20 protein-coding genes and 1 pseudogene are annotated in these 20366 nt (G+C 29.7%); 18 read left to right on the top strand and 3 right to left on the bottom strand.

Annotated elements, in window-relative coordinates:
- The first annotated feature begins 473 nt into the window (after window positions 1-473).
- The 3 genes from IMCC3317_RS08750 to IMCC3317_RS08740 all read left to right on the top strand — a co-directional run bounded on the left by IMCC3317_RS08750 (window position 474) and on the right by IMCC3317_RS08740 (window position 3469).
- Entirely contained in the window at window positions 474-653 is a 180-nt protein-coding gene (locus IMCC3317_RS08750) for a hypothetical protein (protein ID WP_160129140.1), read from the top strand.
- Window positions 654-743: 90 nt separating this feature from the next.
- Window positions 744-2840: an ATP-binding protein gene (locus IMCC3317_RS08745; protein WP_160129139.1), complete on the top strand. Its 2097-nt coding sequence runs from the start codon at window positions 744-746 to the stop codon at window positions 2838-2840.
- Between the two features lie 2 nt (window positions 2841-2842).
- Window positions 2843-3469: a response regulator transcription factor gene (locus IMCC3317_RS08740; protein WP_160129138.1), complete on the top strand. Its 627-nt coding sequence runs from the start codon at window positions 2843-2845 to the stop codon at window positions 3467-3469.
- A gap of 6 nt (window positions 3470-3475) precedes the next feature.
- Here the strand turns inward: IMCC3317_RS08740 and IMCC3317_RS08735 are convergent, their stop codons facing one another.
- Window positions 3476-3835, bottom strand: coding sequence for a TIR domain-containing protein (locus IMCC3317_RS08735; protein WP_228055007.1), 360 nt, complete (start codon window positions 3833-3835; stop codon window positions 3476-3478).
- 15 nt (window positions 3836-3850) lie between these two features.
- A complete protein-coding gene (locus IMCC3317_RS23675; RefSeq protein WP_228055004.1) occupies window positions 3851-4009 on the bottom strand; it encodes a TIR domain-containing protein in 159 nt (52 codons plus the stop codon).
- A gap of 177 nt (window positions 4010-4186) precedes the next feature.
- Between IMCC3317_RS23675 and IMCC3317_RS08730 the strand changes: the two genes are divergently transcribed.
- The 14 genes and pseudogenes from IMCC3317_RS08730 to IMCC3317_RS23915 all read left to right on the top strand — a co-directional run.
- Complete coding sequence (locus tag IMCC3317_RS08730; RefSeq protein ID WP_160129137.1) at window positions 4187-5143, top strand: caspase family protein; 957 nt, start codon at window positions 4187-4189, stop codon at window positions 5141-5143.
- A 3-nt stretch (window positions 5144-5146) separates the two neighbouring features.
- Window positions 5147-5719, top strand: a complete 573-nt coding sequence (locus tag IMCC3317_RS08725) for a toll/interleukin-1 receptor domain-containing protein (RefSeq protein WP_160129136.1) — start codon at window positions 5147-5149, stop codon at window positions 5717-5719.
- 9 nt (window positions 5720-5728) lie between these two features.
- The gene (locus tag IMCC3317_RS08720) at window positions 5729-8398 is read left to right on the top strand and encodes a hypothetical protein (protein WP_160129135.1); all 2670 of its coding nucleotides are present in this window, start codon (window positions 5729-5731) and stop codon (window positions 8396-8398) included.
- 2 nt (window positions 8399-8400) lie between these two features.
- Window positions 8401-10242 (top strand): hypothetical protein, encoded by a 1842-nt coding sequence (locus tag IMCC3317_RS08715; protein WP_160129134.1) that lies wholly within the window; start codon window positions 8401-8403, stop codon window positions 10240-10242.
- Window positions 10229-10531, top strand: coding sequence for a hypothetical protein (locus IMCC3317_RS08710; protein WP_160129133.1), 303 nt, complete (start codon window positions 10229-10231; stop codon window positions 10529-10531). Before IMCC3317_RS08715 ends, IMCC3317_RS08710 begins: the two co-directional genes overlap by 14 nt.
- Window positions 10528-11583, top strand: a complete 1056-nt coding sequence (locus IMCC3317_RS08705; RefSeq protein ID WP_160129132.1) for a DUF4407 domain-containing protein — start codon at window positions 10528-10530, stop codon at window positions 11581-11583. The genes IMCC3317_RS08710 and IMCC3317_RS08705 overlap by 4 nt, the downstream gene beginning before the upstream one ends.
- A 360-nt stretch (window positions 11584-11943) precedes the next feature.
- Entirely contained in the window at window positions 11944-13182 is a 1239-nt protein-coding gene (locus IMCC3317_RS08700) for a HesA/MoeB/ThiF family protein (protein ID WP_160129131.1), read from the top strand.
- An 11-nt stretch (window positions 13183-13193) separates the two neighbouring features.
- Window positions 13194-13457: a ubiquitin family protein gene (locus tag IMCC3317_RS08695; protein ID WP_160129130.1), complete on the top strand. Its 264-nt coding sequence runs from the start codon at window positions 13194-13196 to the stop codon at window positions 13455-13457.
- 61 nt (window positions 13458-13518) lie between these two features.
- Window positions 13519-14001: a ubiquitin-conjugating enzyme E2 gene (locus IMCC3317_RS08690; RefSeq protein ID WP_160129129.1), complete on the top strand. Its 483-nt coding sequence runs from the start codon at window positions 13519-13521 to the stop codon at window positions 13999-14001.
- A gap of 2 nt (window positions 14002-14003) precedes the next feature.
- Window positions 14004-14597 (top strand): Mov34/MPN/PAD-1 family protein, encoded by a 594-nt coding sequence (locus IMCC3317_RS08685; protein ID WP_160129128.1) that lies wholly within the window; start codon window positions 14004-14006, stop codon window positions 14595-14597.
- A gap of 11 nt (window positions 14598-14608) precedes the next feature.
- Window positions 14609-16108 (top strand): Mov34/MPN/PAD-1 family protein, encoded by a 1500-nt coding sequence (locus IMCC3317_RS08680; protein WP_160129127.1) that lies wholly within the window; start codon window positions 14609-14611, stop codon window positions 16106-16108.
- Window positions 16101-17099: a hypothetical protein gene (locus IMCC3317_RS08675; RefSeq protein WP_160129126.1), complete on the top strand. Its 999-nt coding sequence runs from the start codon at window positions 16101-16103 to the stop codon at window positions 17097-17099. Before IMCC3317_RS08680 ends, IMCC3317_RS08675 begins: the two co-directional genes overlap by 8 nt.
- A 150-nt stretch (window positions 17100-17249) precedes the next feature.
- Entirely contained in the window at window positions 17250-18140 is an 891-nt protein-coding gene (locus IMCC3317_RS08670; protein ID WP_160129125.1) for a hypothetical protein, read from the top strand.
- A 142-nt stretch (window positions 18141-18282) separates the two neighbouring features.
- A pseudogene (locus IMCC3317_RS23915) lies at window positions 18283-18380 on the top strand (IS982 family transposase); the annotation flags it as partial.
- A 93-nt stretch (window positions 18381-18473) separates the two neighbouring features.
- Here the strand turns inward: IMCC3317_RS23915 and IMCC3317_RS08665 are convergent.
- On the bottom strand, window positions 18474-19376 hold the full coding sequence (locus IMCC3317_RS08665) for an IS1595 family transposase (protein WP_160128951.1): 903 nt from the start codon (window positions 19374-19376) through the stop codon (window positions 18474-18476).
- A gap of 447 nt (window positions 19377-19823) precedes the next feature.
- On the opposite strand from IMCC3317_RS08665, the gene IMCC3317_RS08660 reads away from it, so the two are divergent.
- Window positions 19824-20351: a hypothetical protein gene (locus tag IMCC3317_RS08660; RefSeq protein WP_160129124.1), complete on the top strand. Its 528-nt coding sequence runs from the start codon at window positions 19824-19826 to the stop codon at window positions 20349-20351.
- The last annotated feature ends 15 nt before the right edge of the window (window positions 20352-20366 follow it).

Here is a 20366-nt window from a genome sequence, read left to right as displayed (position 1 = left end):
AGTTACCTTGAAAGATTGAAAAAAATAGGTGGTGAAAAGAATGTTTTTATAAAGTGATATTGCAAACAAATCTTAAAAAAAGTAATTTATATCAACCACAATGACACCTAAAAAAATAAACCCTTGTAAATCAATGATTTTCAAGGGTTTTTGTGGAGTCGGAGAAAAGAATTTCGAACTTTTTGGAGGAGGATGTGGAGTTGATTGTTTCAGTTTTAAAGATTATTGGTGTTAGAATTATTTAATTTTTCACTCCACTTTTTGTGTATTCATATAAATATGCACAAGCAAGTAGACATTCCATTGGATGATAAACGACTCCTAATTATTTTTCAAAGAAAACATTTACAAGTTTTAAAAAATATGAGGATTAGTCATTACTAGTAATGATACAATTACCGTAAATAGTATGGAGTTTTATTAAGCCAAATCATTCGATATTTGTACTTATTAATCCATAAAACTTCTAATTTATGACAAATTCTAGAAAAGGTTTCTCTACAACAGAAAATACAGAAACTACAAAGCCGAAAGAAGAAGAACCAGTAACTACGAAACCAGCAAATCCTAAACCTGGAGTTACACCAACAACTACCATAAAGGATATTAGGCCAGGAGAAGAAGATGAGGGAAATCCTAAAAAACAAAGTTAATTCTTACCTTTATTATAAAATATCTCTTAATGCTTTATTATCTTTATAGGATGTAAAGCATTATTTATTAAATATTTATCTATTTGTTCAATGTATTTAACTACTAAAATAAAATTTCTAATTGTATGTATTCTTTTCTTTCTGAATATAGCAATAGGACAAAATCAAACAATTGATGATTTGCTTGTAACGCTCCAAACCAATCAGAAGAATGACTCCTTGAGAGTAAATACATTAAATGACTTGGCATGGGAGCTTACTAGAATTGATGAGGAAAAGGCATTGAAATATGCTGCGGAAGCAAAAAAAATAAGTGAGCAAATATTATATTTCAAAGGTAATGCAACAAGTAAGACCAGAATAGGAACAATCTACACAAATCAAAATAAACTTAAAAAAGCAGAAAACATTTTTCTTGAAGTTTTAAGTATTGAGCAAAACATTGGGCATACATACGGAACAGGAAGAGCGCAAAATCAACTAGGAAGAATTTATACTTTACAAAAGCAATCAGAAAAGGCAATTGCTTATTATTTAGCTGCCCTTGAGAACTTCAAATCTTTAAAGTTGAAATATCAAATGGCATCTATAAATAACAACATCGGAGTGTTATATAATAATACTGGAGCGTATGATAAAGCTCTGGAATATTATTTTGAAGTATTGGAAATTAGAAAGGAATTAGATGATGAAAGCGAGACAGCTTATTCGCTATCAAATATAGGAGCATTATATATCAATCTTGAAATGTATCCATCTGCAATAAAATATTTGATGGAAAGTAAACTAATACTGGAAGAATTTGATCGAGTCTATGAACTTACAGATGTTTACATGAATTTAGGAATCGCGTACTTCAAAATGAATAAGATAGCTTTATCACTTGAGTATACTAAAAAATCCGCATTACTAAATGACGAATTAGGCTTAGAAAAAAAGAATGTAGTCTTGTATAATATGATGGCTGCTGTTTATTATGTAGAGAATAAATTAAACGAAGCAACATCGTATTACGAGAAAAGTTTAGTTATCATAAAAAAGTATAATCTTACAGAATACCTAGCTGAGGCTTACTGTAACTTAGGTAATATTGAATTTAGGAAAGAATTATATGAAAGTGCTGTTGATTATTACACAGATGCTCTTGAATTAGCAGCGCAATCGAGTAATGTTAATGTTCAAATAGAAGCATATGGTAATTTGGCATTAAGTCACACAGAGTTAAAAGAATTTGATAAGGCATTAAGTTTTAAAAATCAATTTGTTAAGTTAAAAGAGAGCATGTTTGATACATCAAAAAGGGCAATTATTACAAAAGCTAATTTTCAAGAAGAACAAATGGAGTTGAACTCCTTAGCTAAAGATAAAGTAATTACGCAGCAAGAATTAGATAACTCGAAAATCAAGAATTATGCACTTTCCATAGGTTTTTTTTTACTAATATTACTTTTAATTGCAATTATTAGAGGAAGTAAGCAAAAACGGAAAGCTGATATGGCTATTATTGACAAACAAAAAGTATCTGAGTTATTAAAAAATCAAGAAATGAAGTCTATCAATGCAATGATAGAGGGTCAAGAAAGCGAAAGACAACGGATTGCAAGAGATTTACACGATAGATTAGGCAGTATTTTATCGATGGTAAAAGTGCATTTCAAATCGGTTGAAGAAAATATAGAAGAACTCAAATCATCCAACATAAAGCAATATGAAAAAGCAAATGAATTATTGGATAACGCCTGTGATGAGGTTCGGAAAATATCACACGATATGGCTTCAGGAGTCCTTACTAAGTTTGGTCTTGTCGCTGCCTTGGAAGATTTAAAAGAAACATTAGAAGAAAGTAATCAGATAGAAGTAGAGTTTATTGCGCATGGGTTAAACAATCGTTTGGATAATGATGTTGAAATTACAATATATAGAATTATACAAGAATTGATTAGCAATATCTTAAAATATGCGAAAGCAAAAAATATAACAATTCAACTTGTTAGTAGAGAAAATCAGCTAAATATATCCGTAGAAGATGATGGTGTAGGATTTGATGTAAATGACAAAAAAAATAGAGGAATGGGATTAAAAAATGTAGCTACAAGAGTGGAATCACTTGATGGAGAGTTACATATAGATTCAATGATTAATAAAGGAACAAGTATATCCATAGATATTCCAATAAAAGAAATATAATTATGATAAAAATAATAATAGCCGATGATCACGAAATAGTCGTTGATGGTTTAATATCGTTAATAAATGAAGAAGATGGCATTACTGTAATAGGACAAGCTAATAATGGCAAAGATGTTATTCCGCTTCTTCAAAATAATGATATAGATGTAGCTGTCTTGGATATTAATATGCCAAAAATGGATGGAGTAGAACTTACAAATTACATACGTAGTGAATTTCCAAAAGTGAAAATACTTATTTTAACCATGTATAAGGATGTTAAATTCATTAGAAGAATATTAGAAGTAGGCGCACACGGATATATTTTAAAAAACAAAGGCAAAGAAGAACTTGTCACAGCAATAAAGACTATTTATGATGATGGAGAATATTTAGGCGATGATGTTAAGAATGCGTTGATAGCTGGACTCCGATCAAAGAATGTTCATGGAGAAGTAAGATTAACGCAGCGTGAAAAAGAAATATTGAAGTTTATAGGCAAAGGTTTGTCAACTCCTGATATTGCAGAAAAATTGAGTAGAGCTCAGTCAACTATAAACTCACACCGGAAAAATCTTATTGAAAAAACAGGTGTTAAAAATTCTAAAGAACTTATAATATATGCAAGAGAGAATGGCTATAATTAACAATTCTTATTGCCATTTATCACCTTTCCAATTTCGCTTCATTGGCGGCATAGAATTCATGGGAATTATTTTATTCCTTTTTTGAAAAGCTTCATGAATCCATTGTTGATTAATTTCTGGATTTCCATGCCAAAATTTAATAGCTACATAGCTATTGGATATATTCTGAGCCAAACGTTTAGGAATCGTTTTTTCATCATATGAATTTTTACTGTATGTAGCATAAAATGGTGAAATAATTCCTAAAACTCCAGATCTTAGGTTATTTTGTGTTTGCTTTAAAGAATTATGAATTTCATAATCAACATGATGTCGACGCCAAGTGTCTTCTCCTATTAAAATAGCAGTAACCGTTGACTCTCTCAAATGCTTCTCTCGGATTTATCTTCTAAATTCTTCTGTGCTAACTCCTTTAATTTCTCCAGGCTTTACTGAAAGAGAATCTAGTATGTCAAACTTTTCGTTAAATAGTTTTTCATATTTTTTTCGATAACTGAAATCATTTTCATGATGATAACTGATAAATACTTTATGTCTCATGATTAAAATTTTCACGCAAAGTTGAAAAAATAATCAGGAGAAGCTCTCCCTACTTCTAATGATATCAATATCAATACAACTACCATAGTAATAGGGGATTAAAAATTAAATATTTGTAATGTTAGTGAAACTAGAAAACATCTCAACTAATTAATTATTAATTAAAAAACAGATAATATGGCAAAGAAGGCTTTAATAGTAGGTATTGATTATTATCAGAAATATAAAAACTTAAGTGGTGCTGTAAATGATGCCGAAGCAGTAGCTTCAACATTGAAAAGAAATGGGGATAGAACAAAAAATTTTGGAATTAAGCTATTAACTTCTTCAAGTGAAGATGATAAATTATCTTCTAATACATTAAGAAAGCATATAAAAGAACTTTTTGAAAGTAAAAAAGAGACTGTTCTATTTTATTTTGCTGGGCATGGTCATGTTGAAAATTCAGGAGGTTTTATATTGGCATCAAACAATCAAAAAGGACACGAAGGAGTATCATTAAATGATGTTCTAATATTTGCGAATCAATCTAAAGCTACAAACAAAATAATTATTTTAGATTGTTGTCATAGTGGTATTACAGGATCACTAAGAGATTTTGATGATAAAGCATTATTAGCTGAAGGCATGACAATCTTAACAGCTTCTTCAGAAGAACAATATGCAACAGAAATCGATGGGTCAGGAGTTTTTACAACTTTATTGGTTGATGCACTTAATGGTGGCGCAGCAAATCTAGTAGGACAAATAACACCTGGTAGTGTATATGCACACATAGATCAATCTTTAGGCGAATGGGATCAACGTCCAATTTTTAAAACAAATGTTCAATATTTCATAAGCCTAAAAAATGTAAAACCTACTATTTCTTTGAAGAATTTAAAACGTATAGTGAAATTATTTAAAACTAAAACGGCTGAATTTCAACTTGACCCAAGTTATGAACATACTTCCAAGAGTATGATTCCAAAACATTCAAAAAAGTTTCATGTGTTGCAACGTTACAATAGAGTCAATTTGGTCGTTCCCGTAAATGCGATTCATATGTATGATGCAGCTATGGAATCAAAATCATGCAAATTAACGGCACTTGGTCAGCACTATTGGAATTTAGTAAATAAAGGAAGCATTTAAATTATGGCAGAAAAATACAAACACGACGTTGCAATTTCTTTTGCTAGAGCAGATAGAAACATAGCCTTAAGTATCTATTTAGCTTTGAAACTAAAAGCACCAGAAATGATTCGATACTATTACCCTGAACGTCAAGAAGTAATGCTTGGAAGAAAACTCAAAGACGAACTGCAAGAAATTTACAGGCATGATTCGAAGTGTGTAGTTATTGTAGTTTCTAAAAATTATATAGATCCAGAAAATGAATTTGTTCAAGCTGAAATAGAAGCATTTATACCTAGGTATATGATGGAAAAATCAGCATATCTCATCCCTATTATGATTGATGAAACACTTATCACTGAAGTTCATAAAGAACTTAAGGGAATTACAAAGTTTCCGTGGGAGTATAATCCAGAACATTTGGCACAGCAAATAAAAGAAATAGTATACGCATACCAAGATTATGAAAATTCTTCTAAAAATAAGTCAACAGACGATAATGACAATGAAACTTTAACAGTAAAAGGGAATACTTTTAAAGGAGATGCCATGTTTGGTAACAACAATACGATAAATAAAAATAACTCAAAATAAGCTGTTAATATGTCAAATAATGGAGATAAAGATCCTCAAGGTCAAGCAGAAGATTCAAATCCTGAAACTGGAAAAGAAGAAGGTGAAAAGGGAAAAATTAAAATTAACAATCCAGAAAAAGTGGATGATGGAACATCTAGTTCAGATGCAGAAGTTTCTGAAAAAGACGAACCAGTAGCAAAAGAACCTTCAAGAACGGAACCTAATCCGGATGAACTTGATGATGAGCCAAAGAAAGAAGAAAAAATTGAAATTAATGACAATACTTTTGAGCAGGATGCCATATTCGGGGATCACAATACCATAAATAAAAATTCCTATAATTATGCGCAAGAACGGAATGGACTGCCAACACAGTTGGATCCTATTGATACGGATAAAATAAAATTTGGAGTTCAAGACCTAAGTAAAGAAAGTATCAATTCTTTACATGAAAATAGTTTTCTGATTGTTAACTGTGCGCATGAAGAAATTGCCAATAGTTTGAAACATGCGATTGCTCAGGATAAAATTTTTGATACATACAAAAAACAAGAAGTTTCATTCGATACGTATGAAAGTTCTGATATTATTCATCTCATTGAAGATTGCCGACGCAAATCACTTGTAAAAAAAGCAGATAAATTATTACTATTCATTTATGATAGTCGTAATAATAAAAACCCAGCACTTTTGAATTCATTGCGTAAAAAAAGTCGTAGAGGTAAAGATGATATAGTGAAAAGATTAAGTCTTGATTTTTTTATTATCTATTTGACTTATCATGAAAATCAAAATTACCTCATACAATCTCCCTTTGACTTTTACATCATTGATGCTTTTGAAGTTTACATGCGAAAATATAAAATCTCAGAAGACCAAGCTTGTATTATAAGAAATGATCAAAAAGATGATTATTGGAGCAGTGGCGATAAAAACTTACTAAAGGATTTAGATAAAATTATTGAAGAGTCTAATTTCAATACAATTATCAGAAATAAGAAAAATGAAGTTAGAACTAGCTTTAAAGAAATATTCAAAAATAAAAAAGAGCCCATTAGCAAATACGTATTATTTGTTGCAACTATATTTCCTGAACTACCACCTGATCTTTTTAATAGGTATGTTACTATTCTAATAAAAGACAAGAAAAAAATACGAGTAAATGATAAAAAGATATCTCTTTTGTCTATTTGGGAAGAAGATACTGATTCAATATTAGATGATTGTGGATTAGAGACTTACTATGTAAATAACCAGAGTTTTGTCGATTTTAAAAATACAAATGAAGCGGATGCATGTAAAAATACATTATTCAAAAAATTTACACTTTTTGCAGATCAACAAGCTCGTACATTTATTGAAAAGCAAGAGTTGTTCTCAACTAAAATCTCTTTTCAATTACATAATAGAATACATCCAGTAATAGCAAAACTGAATATTTATTTCAAAAACTATTACGGAGAAGAAATATTAAAAATTTGGTTATTAAAGCTAGAAAATCAAAGAAAAAATATAGCTAAGTATCTGAGTTTGGAATACAACACTGAAACAGATATCAAAATTTTAGATGAAAGGATAGATAAACTCGAAAAGAATAAGAACATCGAAGATCAAGAGGGTTATCTAAGAAAGATGAAAGAAATTGATCCAATTAATTTCAACCAACAATATGACTCAAAACTAAAAAAAGCACAATATATAAAGTTTCTCTTCTATAAAGAAGAAAGCTTACCTGAGAATACTTCAATAAAATCAATTTTAGATGAACTTTATGAACTAAGAATAGTATGTATAGATAAATTAAATACAATATGCGCAGACTTGTATAATGCAAGTGAAATACTGAAAGATAACACCTATTTATTCGTTGATCTATTAGCAATAATACATGAAAATGATGAGTCTAAAGAGTTGATAAATAAATTTTTCATTGACAGATTTTTCGAAGTTAATAAACACTATATAATTCTTAATATATTAACCAAATTTCAAATTAAAAATGAAGTTTTTAATTCCTTAGAATTCTATAAAATCTCGTTACAACATAAAACTCACAAAGTTAATGATTATGCAATTGATGAGTTCATAAGTTTACTCTTAAAAGATCCTTTAAATTTTTATAAATATATCTCAGGTATAAGAAATTGGTTTCCCGAAATAACTACTTCATTAGAAGATTACACAAGGTTAGAAAAAAATATATTGACTGCGTACTTACTAATTATAACTAGGCAGAAAAAAAATGATAAATATCATTCACTGAATAGTCAAGTGATTAAGAGTGATGTCTACAAAGCCTTATTTGAAAATTTAGAAGAGTCAGGAAATATTTTAGAATTTATTATTGAGAATTTATTTAATGCAGCCATTTTATTTGAGGACAAAGAAAATACATTTAGATCTAGGATAATTCAATATCAATTAGCTTCTATTATGTCTTATTGGTATAGTCTTTTATGTCGTATTGAAGAATCTGAGATTCCAGATACTCGGATAAAAGAAAAAAAAGAAATACTTATTTCTATACTTTTAAAAGTATTGTCGAAAGAGCAGTTAAAAAAGCTTTTACTAAATCTTAGAGAAATTCGTCTAAATCAAAATAAAACTGCCTCCAAAATCAGAGATATAAAAGAAAAAAAGAAGCTCAAAAAGAAACGAGGTTATCTCATTGAACTTATAAACCAGCTAAAAAACTAATTATGTCTAAAAAATTTACGGTACGACCAAAAAAGTTTGTTATGGAATCAGGACAATCTAATATAGATCCAAATATTTTTGAAAAAATTATACGAACAGTTTCTTCTAATGATATAGAGATTGATGAAAACTACGAAAGATTAATTATCGTAAATGATAAAACAGGCGAGCCGTTTTATCAAAAAAACTTTACTGTAAAGGTAGGCTCGTTTCTAGGAAAAAAGTATAGTTATCATATTATAAACTTTATAGAATTTTCGAAGGTTGAAAACTTACTGTGTGAAATAAGTGATCCACGAGAAGGAACTACAATAAAATTAAAATTGTCTTTTGAGTTAAGTTGTATCAAAGGAAAGGGCATAAAGGTGATTCAATTCTTAAAAAAGAATAAAAATGCTTCAGAAGCTATTCATAAAATAATAACCAGTTGGATTCGCAACTTTATTGAAGCGCATCCGAATTTTACAAATGACTTTTTTCGATTAGAAGAAGAACTTAGAACAACAATCATATACCAAGCAGAGCGAAAAGGATTCCGAATTAGAGGAATAAGTTTTGCGCCCATAGGAAACCGTAATAAAGGCCCGCTTCAACATATAACAATAGTACACGCAACTAAGTGTCAAATATTTGATGACCACATTGAAGTGCGTAATAAAATTGTTGTAAATCTTATAAATGTGAGAGCATATTCGTGGAAAAACATTGACGATCCTGAAACTTGGATCAAGCAAAAAGCTGATGCTATCATTCAAAATGAACTCATTGACAAATCTTTCAAAGATATCGTAGATGAATTCAAATCTGGATACAGGCGAAATATTAGCTCAAAACTTGATGAAGCGGTAAGAGAAATTGGGTATTCTATTCAACATATAATTTCTATTCCGAGCGAAGAAATTGCTGATTTTTTAGACGGTTTTGTTTTCAATTTAGGAGATCAAGACACATTTGAAACTTCGGAGGCTGAAATAAAAATCAAACTTAGTGTTACAATAGAAGGAAAAGGAACGAAACTAAATGGCATTGATAAAAAGTATATAAAACCCAGAAAGTCGATTATTGACGATGTGCAAAAAATGACGCTCGAAATAGTTAGAAAAGAATTAAGAAATGTAGATCCTGCAAAATATTACAAAGAGTTTAATGATGTTAGTAACTCGTTAAAGGCAACGATAAAAAAGCAATTAATATATGTGTTCAAATTAGATCAAACTGACCTTAAAGTTTCTATTAGTTTTTTAAATACGGATCTCAAAGAACGCTTTGATAAGCTTTATGCAGAACGTGGTATTGTTAAAATTGAAAGTAAAACTAAAAATACACATTACGAAATTAAATACGGTGTCCAAGTTGTAAATGATTGGCACGTATTTCATAAAAACCACATCAAATATTTTGGTAAAACAATAGAAGAATATAAAGATATTAGTGATCATATAAAAAATGAAATTGAACTTGAAGTAAAACGAGTTGCAGGATTTCTAATAGAAGCAGCTGAAACGAGAAAACTAGATTATGAAATCGGACTTCTATTTGAGAATACACAACACATAATTACTGAAGAATTTGGATTGCAATTAAAAGCGCCTCGTCTAAAAAGAGTATCTCATAGTGATCTTAATGACAATGATGTATACGCAATGGCATTTTTAGAACAGCGAGAACAAATTAAAGAAGAATTGAAACTCGCTTTAATGGAAGATGATGATGATTTGGTTGATGAATTAACTAAAAAACTGAAAAAGTCAAGTGATCGATTAAAAGGAATATCAAATACTGATTCAAAATTAATAATCACAGCTTCTGATACCAAAAAAATAGGCAATAATGGAGAGGAATAAAACTTTAGGAATTACTCCAAAACTAAACTTAGTAAAAGGATTAAATAAAAGGTCATCATTACTAAAGGGAAATATGATGTTATATCAAAATAGTGTAATGAACATAAAACAACTCAATTTTCTGCCATTTCAAAACTTAAAGAAAAACTCTTATCTGTATGGCTCACTTCTAAAGCTGGAAGATATATTCAAAGGCAACATCACTATTATTAGTATTAAAAAGCCAGTTACCTATTTGCGTCACAATATCATTATAAAACCCATTATAAATCTAACTAATAAGGTATGAGAAAACTACTACTCTTTCTTTCAAAAACAGATACTGATATTTATGAAAAGTGTCCTAAAAGTGCAAAAGATACACAATTAGGATTTGGCTTATTTGTATTATTAACAGGTATTTTGGCCTTTTGTTCAGGCACATATGCAATTTTAAACATGTTTACAGAATTCGACTGGAAGACCGAAACAGTCAGATTTAATAACTTAGGGTTTATAGTCGCACCATTATTGGGAACTTTTTATGCATTGATGATTATTGCCATAGACCGTGAAGTAGTTGCTGCAAAAAGTAAAGCAACCGCAGTTTCAAGATTGTGTTTGGCAATTGTAATAGGTGTTATTGTTGCTATTCCTATTGAGTTAAAACTTTTGGAAGGACGAATAGAGAAGCAACTCATTCAAAACTACAAATCTGAAAACCTTCAAGAAACCAGTAAGAAAGAAACGGCGATAAACAAATTAGACGAGAAAAGAAGCTTGTTAGAACAAAAGATAGAAACATCTCAAAAAGAAGTAGAATCCTGGTCAAAACTGATGACAGAGGAATTAGCTGGAGGTGGAATTAGCGGTAAGAAAGGAGAAGGTAAAGTGTATCGAGATGCTAAGCGTAATATGGAGTTACACATTACAGCGGTTAAAAGTGCACAGACTCAATTAGATAATTTCTTAAAGTATGATTATACCAAAGGTAGAGATTTAGCAGGGAAAAATTACGAACAACAACAAGTAGGGCAGCAGTTTGATCTCCTTTCAAAATTTCAAGCACTGCATCAAATAGTTGAAGAAGATGAAACTGGAAGCACTTGGTGGATGAGTTGGGGAATTCGTATTCTTTTTGTTCTATTCGAAATCATACCAAGTTTGATAAAAATTATGACATCGCCTACAGAATACGATGCGCTTATAGAAGCTAGAAGACGGATGAATATTCAATTGACAAACGCACGCGCAAATGAAGCTTTAGATAATTTAGAAACGGACATTGATCTTATACTTAAAAATAAAGGTCATGTACCACTTCCGTACATGAAAGAAATAGAAAATAGAATTATGACATAGTATATTCTAGTAAGAAGTTAGGAGAAATAAATCAATACAAATAATTAAAAATATCGTTCACTTAAAAAATATATTTGAATAACTAAAAATTTAAACAATTGGGTTTTCTATCGGACATCTGGCAAAAAATTGAAGAACTATTTATTTCTAATAAGTCTTCAACTTCTAGTAAGTACACATCAACAGAAAGTGATAAAAAGTTTATCATAAATAATAATTTAGGATTTAAAATAGTAAGTGCTAGTCGTCCTAGGAGTTGTGAACAATGTAATTCAAAAAAAACTATCACAAAATCAAATAACAAGTGGAATTGTTCAATAGAAAGAGGTGGTTGTGGGTATTCATGGTAAAAAAATAAATATGAAAAAATTCAACATAAAAAGCTCAGTCAATATTGAAGAAAATCCAACAGATAGACAAGAACGGATATCATGGTGGAGTCAGGAAAAATTGAAAAAAGCAAAAGTAATGGTTGTTGGTGCAGGAGCCATAGGAAATGAGACTTTAAAAAATTTAGCATTGCTAGGAATCGGAAATATTTTCATAGTTGATTTTGATATCATATCAACATCTAATCTCAGTAGAACAGTATTGTTCAGAAAAGATGACGTAGGGAGAAAAAAAGCCGAAGTAGCAGCAAAACGTATTAAAGAGTTAGCATTTTATGACGATATCAATGTAGATTGGTTTCACGGTGATTTAGTATGGGAGATTGGTACGGGAATTTATGAAGAAATGGATTTAGTTTTAGGTTGTTTGGATAATGTTGAAGCGCGAATGTCTATAAATAAACAATGCTGGTTAGCAAAAACACCATGGATTGATAGCGGAATGTATGAGTTGGGAATGCGAGTGGAATTTTATAATCCTCCTCAAGAACCTTGTTACCAATGCAATCTAACTCCACAACAAATGCAAAATGCTAATAAGCGTTATTCATGCGATCAAGCAAAACTCAAAGCATTTGATGAAGAAAAAATGCCTACGACACAAATAACTTCTGCCATTGTATCGGGAATTCAAGTACAAGAAGCAATTAAATTTCTGTGTGGGGAAAAAGTCGCAATCGGTAAAAAAATATATTTTCAAGGGAAAAATAATGATTTTGATATTTTTTCAAAACAAGCAAATCCACTCTGTGATGCACATGCTAGCTATCCCAAAGTAGTTACGATTCCTTTTGATGTTCATTCAAAATTAAAAGATTTATTAACCTTTATATCTCAAGATATGTATGCTGGTAAACATGCTTCACTAGATTTCAGAGGCGATCGTGCTTTTATAAAAGCTGTTTCATGTAGAACCTGTTTTTCTGAAATCAGCTTTATGCGACCAACTTTTAGAATAAATGCAGACGAATTTATTTGTGAAAATTGTAAAACAAAAGGAAAATCGTATGCATCAACTAACACTAATTTAGAAACAAAAAAAATTACGCAAGAAGTATTTAATTTAGAAAATACAAATCAAAAGTTATTGAATTTCACATTGCATGAATTGGGAGTTCCTTATATGCATATCATAGCTATTATAAATCATAAGGGTAAATATTCCTATTTCAAACTAATAGATAAAACAATTTTAAAAACAATCAAATAAAACTAAAAATTATGGCAGACGTAACTGTAAATTTTAAGCATCCAACAGATGGAAGAGTCATTAGTGTAACATTAGATGATAGCATGACTGGACAAGAAGTAATAGGCGAATTAATTGCAAATGAATTTGTTCCGGCAAGTAGTGAAGGATACAATATTGCTATTAAAGGAGGAAGGCAATTAACGAATGGTAAAACTTTATTAGAAAATGAAGTAAAGGATAATGATACTATACGAGTAATTCCAGCAACAGATGCTGGTAATATAACATTTTAAAGATATAAATATGACTCCTCAGGAAATAAGAAATATGAGATTAAAAAATGACTACCGTGAAATGGTCAATATAAAGGGAGATATTATCTCATGGGAAGCTATCAAAGGTATTCCTCCCTATGTGGAGGAATACAGAGTTACACTTAATATTAAAGGGATTATAGGTGAAGGACCTAAATACAGAGAAGTTCATACCGTGAATGTGAAAATACCGTCAAATTATCCAAAAGCAGCTCCCGATGTTAGAATGGAAACAACTCCGTTTGTTTATCACCCAAATTGGTATGAAGATGGAAAATGGTGTTTTGGAACGTGGATGATGTCCGAAGGGTTAGGCCATCATGTTGTCAGAATGGCAAGAACACTTCAATATGATTTAGACATTACAAACGAAGATAGTCCAGCAAATGAAGATGCAAATACTTGGTTTATGGCCAATAAAAAGCGAAATATTTTTCCATGTGATAATAAATTATTGCCTGATCCAACAAAAGAAAAAATGAGTATTTCCATGCGACCAAAGAAAAAGTTTGATATAAACTAATTATGGAAAAAAGGTTTAAAATTAATTCAATAATTACTGAATACAAACTTGAAAATTTTGATGACAGCATTTATAGTGAAGAACTTGAAAAGGTTGCTTCAAACATTCAAGAAGTAATAGTACCAAACAAAATAGTTATATCAACTGAAGCTACGAAAATAATTTTTGACCATATAGATTGGAGTAAAGACACACATCAAAATTCTGTAGAGCAAGGAGGATTATTAATTGGACATTCTTATATGGATGAAAACAATAAAATAATAGTTGGATATGTTGAAAAAGCTATTCCCGCATTAATGGCGAAAGGGTCTATGACATACTTAGAATTAAATCATGACGTATGGAAATCAATGATGGATACTTTGGATGAAATTAATGAAAACGCTAAAAATCGAGAGTTACAAATCATTGGTTGGTATCATACGCACCCAGGAAGATTATCAGTTTATATTTCAGGAACAGATTTAAATACACAGCAAAAAATGTTTGCTAATGATTGGCAATTTGCGATTGTTCTCAATCCTCAAAAACAAATATGGCGAGCTTTCAATGGAACAGATGCCAAAGAATGTAAAGGGTATATTTTAAAATAATAAGTACTAATATGGATGAAGTAGAAAAAAGTATATCAGAAGTAAAATTGTTCTTCGATCTACATGATCGTATCAACTATTTAGAAGAACGAAAATATAAGAACAAATATATTATTGACTTCGAAATCGACATTAAGAGTTATATATCTGAAAATGAATTGGAAGATCATTTTGCTTTCGAATTGGAAATATCACATACGAAAGCTAAAGTTAGTTATGAAATCTTTGTGAAAAAAGGACCAAACATTCCATTTCATCCACATTTTAAAACTAACAATATTCCATTGGTGAATCAAAGAGTTCAGTGGGTTGATTATAAAGGAGAGAAAGGAACGATTGTAGCGTATGTTAAAAGAATGATTTTATCTTTAGCATACAACAGAGATTTCATAAAGTCAGAAAAAGGTGTAAATAAAAAAGCGCTCAATTGGTACTTGAAAGGTTTTCAATCTGGAAACTCAGAATTCCCGACAGATAATTTTTTAAATAATCCGAATCAAGTAGCAAATCTGGTTCATAAAAGAGATCAGAAAAAGTTTGTTTTAGATTCTAAAAATGAGCAAGAACTAGTTTCTGGCAAAAAAATTAAGATTAAGAAAAAATTTGATATCGTTGAAGATGAAAGTTTCAAACTAGGAAAAAGAACGCTAGAACACTATAATTTTAATATTGATGAAGATATAATTTCTCAAAATGAACATTTAAAATCTGACTCACATTTTTATATTACCCAAAAAGCTAGAGAGCAAATATGGAATCACATAAGTTGGGGAAATCACAACACCAAAAATAACAAAATTGAACAAGGAGGAATTTTATTAGGACAAGTGTTTTTTGATGAAGAACGAGAAGTTCAATTTGGTATTGTTGAAGAAGTAGTTGTTGGGAGAAACACAAATGGAAGTTCTGTTTATTTGGAAATGTCGCATGAAACTTGGTCTCAAATGCTGATTGATGCCGATAAAATAATTGATGATCAAGAAAAAGGAACAATTCAAATTATCGGATGGTATCACACACACCCAAATGGATTGGATGTATTTATGTCAGGAACTGACATGAATACACAACAGCGTTTTTTTAATCAAGATTGGCATTATGCCATTGTTATAAATCCTCACAAGCAAATATGGAAAGCTTTTGTTGGTAAAGAGGCGCTGGAATGTAAAGGTTTTATTTTGAAAGATGATAAACTAAATATTCCTGCCTCAGCTATCCAGATAACAAAGAATAATTCAAAAAAAAAAGACTTGATAATATTGATACTAACAGTTCTTCTGATGGTTACGACGTTGTATGGTATTTTTCAAATGATTCAAAACGGGAAAGTGATGAAGAATAGGGAAAGTTCAAATAAAGAATTAAATCAAGAAAATACTGGAACATCAGTTTTTAAATGCGCATATCATCTTGAAGAATTTCAAAATAATAAAACTGATTCTCTTAAATTAGAATCTAATATTATCAATCAAGAAAGTACACCTATAGACTTTTTGGAAAAAAATGAGTAATTCAATAATTATTAATAGATCAAAACACCCTTCAATATTGGCGGATCATCGCATGGATCCGGTGACTAAAAAACTATTGAAAGTCGGGGATGAAGTATGTGTATGTGCCAAATGTAAAACGGTATATTTAAAATCGGTATGGATTAATTCTCAAAGGAAAAGTTGTTGCGGACAAAACGTAACACTATCGTATATTCCAAATAAAGAATACGGAAAATCTGAGTCAATACCAATAATTACTAAAAGTTATCAAAATCATTTCATACTATTCTTATTAGCAACAATTGTATTTGCAGCTCTTTTTGGATATTGGCATTATTTGTATGAGAAAACACAAGATAGATACTCTTCTATTTATTCTAAAAATGCTAAATTAAACAATGAATTAAATATTAAGATACTTAGTCTAACTAATGATGTATCCTTACTTGAAAAAGAAAAACTAGAATTAGAACAAAAGTTAAATTCATCCTCTCGAAAATTAAGTTCATCTTCTCAAAGATTGAATTCATCTTCTCAAAAATTAGAGCAATTATCTGTTAAAGTGGAAAACGCGAATGATGTTTTATCATCGACAATTTTTATATTAGGTGTTAAATATGAGGAAATTGAAAACTATTCTATAGACTATGGAAAGTATCAAGCGAAAATATATTTTACTGTAAATCAACCAATTTATTTTAAGTCTGCCAAGATTGAAGCTAAAGGGGAAGGTTATATTAACGCATTTATTTACGATGCTAATAATAATTTGGTTTGCCAAGTATATAAAAATTCTGTGAAAGATGGTTCAAATACATTAAATTTTAATTACTCAATTGCAGAAGGGTCATATTATATGACACATCAGGGGAATGTTGATTTAACGTTTATCAGTGATTTTGATGAATACCCTATTTCTGATAATGTTATTTCTATTAAAGGAACAGATTTTGGAGATACACATTATATGTATTTCTATCAATGGGAATATCAAATTAAACTATTGTAAAATTAAGCCTTAATTATTACAATATCTAGAATTCGAAATCAGATACTCTATATATTAAAAAAATAATATTCATCTAAATTCAGTTTATCAATACGAATCAATATCCTGTAAAACTTCAAGAATATACAATTTTAGACTCTTTGGAAAAAAATGAGCAATTCAATAATTATTAATAGGGCAAAACATCCTTCAATATTAGCGGATCATCGTGTAGATCCTGTAACCAGGAATCTATTGAAAGTTGGAGATGAAGTATGTGTATGTGCCAAATGCAAAACGATATATTTAAAATCGGTATGGATTAATTCTAAAAAAAGTACGTGTTGTAACCAAAAAGGTACACTATCATATATTCCAAATACAGAATATGGAAAGCCAGAAATTACACCAATAATTACTAAAAGTTATCAAAATCATTGCATAATATTCTTATTAGCAACAATTGTATTTGCAAATCTTTTTGGATATTGGTATTATTTGTATGAGAAAGAACAAATTCATAAAATAGGGTTATATGATACAATTGAAAGCTTAGATACAGAAAATTATGAACTAAAACAAGGAACTCAAAAATTAAAAGATCAGTATTCTGAAAATTTAAAAACTGCAAGACAAGCTTCGGTAAAATTAGAATCAGAAATTGTAACACTCAGAAATAAAATTAATTCTCAGCAAAACATTTCTATTTTAGGTATTTATTTTAAGCCAGATAGTGGTAGTTACGGAGATAAAATATACACAAGTGTTAAGTATATCCGCCCAAAAATCACTTATGTATCTTCCCTTCCAATGTCAAGAGAAATGGAATTTAAAATTAAAATATTTGATTCAAATAAAATTTTAAAAAAGGGAAAGTTATCGCCAGAAGGATATACATATTCACAAACTTCAAAAATTGAATCAAGTAGTAGTAATTTTAAGGACTTAATTTTAAATGGATGGGGAAATAGAAGAGGTTATAGTTATAAAAAAGGAGTACATACATACGAACTATGGCACGATGAAAAAAAAATACATTTTTCATATTTTACTGTAAACTAATATAATTGATGATAATATTCTAACCAAAAAAACATAAGATACATTAGTATAGAGCGTGACATTTTTTGAGATTAAACAACCTCAACCCGTAGCAATAGCGGGCGATGGAACGGAAATCATAGATAACGAATTACTACTCAGTAGAGAATATTTATATATTTTCAAAAAATTTAGGAAACCTGTAGAAACATCATTTTCTCAGCTTTATGATCAGTTTATTATTAGAAGAAATACTTAAAATAATTTGATGAGTTTAAGAATCGAGTTCTATCAAAGATTACGGCTTCAATATATCAGCAGATTTGAATCGCAATGAAATATTAATATATTGAGTTACACACTTAGTATCCGTTTAATGTTTTTATGATAAATAGGTTTTGCAATAACCATTCTTTCTATAGTTTTATGAAAAATAGTTTCTTTAAATTGAGAACGATTAATTCTAAAACAAAACTCATCAAAGTAAGCTTGGACATGCCATTTACTAACATGAGTTGGGATGGCTCTTAACCAAGATTTCAATTGCATGATTACAATATGCAATTCCTTAAAATTCTTACCATTGTTACTAAATTTTTGTTCAATTTTATAATCCTTTTTTAAAGGTGAATATCCTCTCCATTTATCGGTCACTATTTGTGCCGTTGTACTTATGTGTTCTTCAAATATTGGTGTTAAAGATTTGGCTGAGTAATCATCAATAGACCTTACATATACTCGCTTAATTTGATGTTTCTTGCTCAGTTCTACTGCTATTACTGCCTTTTTCTTTTTAGAATCATAGCTTCTACCTTGTTTACCTTCTTCTTTTCCACCTACCGTAAATTCATCTACATGAACTAATTCTGATAAAGGATATTGTTGGCTACTCTTCATTGTTTTTCTAACTTTTTGCATAAAAAACCAAGCGGTACCTTGTCGAATATTGAAGCGCTTACCCATCTGAATACTTGATACACTTTTACTACTTGTACTCATTTCAAATACTACACAAAATGCTTTTTGTAATCCAAACTTCACCTTATGAAATAACGTATTTGCTGTAGCACTTTCCACATGATTACAACTATAACAATGATACCTATATCCAGATTTTTCACAACCTTTTGTATGACCACATTTCATACATTTAAAACCATCTTGCCATTTTATTTTAGCCAAATAAGCCTTACAGGCTTCATCATCTGGCAATTCTTTTATAAAGCTCAGTATATTTTGTCCTTTAAATGCTTCCATAAACTCCGTTTTTATTGATAACAAGATACGGAAGTTAAATGACTAACTCAATAATTTAATATACAGTAGGTTGGTTATTATTTACTTCAGATAGAAATTAACAATACTAAATGTTAAATAATAATAAAAACCCTCATAATCGATTGATTATAAGGGTTTTTGTGGAGTCGGAGAGAAGGAGTTCGAACTTTTTGGAGGAGGATTTGGAGTTGATTGTTAATTCGTTAGTGCCTTGTCATTAATAGAATCCACCTTCAAAACAATCTGAATTCAGAGTGTTTTAATAATTTCCATTTTTATAAATTAACTAAATGAAAAACCTTTCCTAAAAACCATTTTAAAATATACCCATTATAAGGTATAAAATATTAGTTTTTAATTCATTAAATTTATGTGCTTGAATATTGAAAATCAAGTCTATATAGATTTTATGCTAAAATTTTAAAAATGAAGAACACTTTAAATTTTAAAAATAACTTAACACTAATACTCTTATTGATTTCATTGTCTCTTTTTGCTCAAAAAAATGATAAATACTATTTGACGATTGGAGCTAGAGATCTTTCAAGTGGGATATCTGGAATAAGTCTGGGTCATATTTTCATTGGCTATGAAATGAAAAGTAATAAAGTATTCAAAGCTCCTCAATATAGAGGTTTTGCTCCTAAGGAAGGTATTAAGTATGGAACTCCACAATGGTTAAGTGGAAAAATAGTTCAAGGTGAACTTATGAGTGAAGATCCTGAAGATGTCAAAGCTTCTTTTAAAATTGAAATTAATAAATCTCAATATGATAAAATAAAAGATGTTGTTTTTAGCTGGGAAAATAGTACAATGCAATATGGCATTAATAAAAATGATTGTATATCATTTGTTCTCGTAGTATTACAAAAAATAAATCTTCAAATTCCAATTAGAGAATCAGATTCTACCCCTTACTATATTTATAAAGCAATTGAAAAGTTGAATAATTAATAATTGAATTGAGCA

The sequence above is a fragment of the Kordia antarctica genome (genome assembly GCF_009901525.1).
GTDB classification, from domain to species: domain Bacteria; phylum Bacteroidota; class Bacteroidia; order Flavobacteriales; family Flavobacteriaceae; genus Kordia; species Kordia antarctica.
Note: the sequence above shows the minus strand (reverse complement) of the source record. Positions and strands in the feature narration are given on the sequence as shown.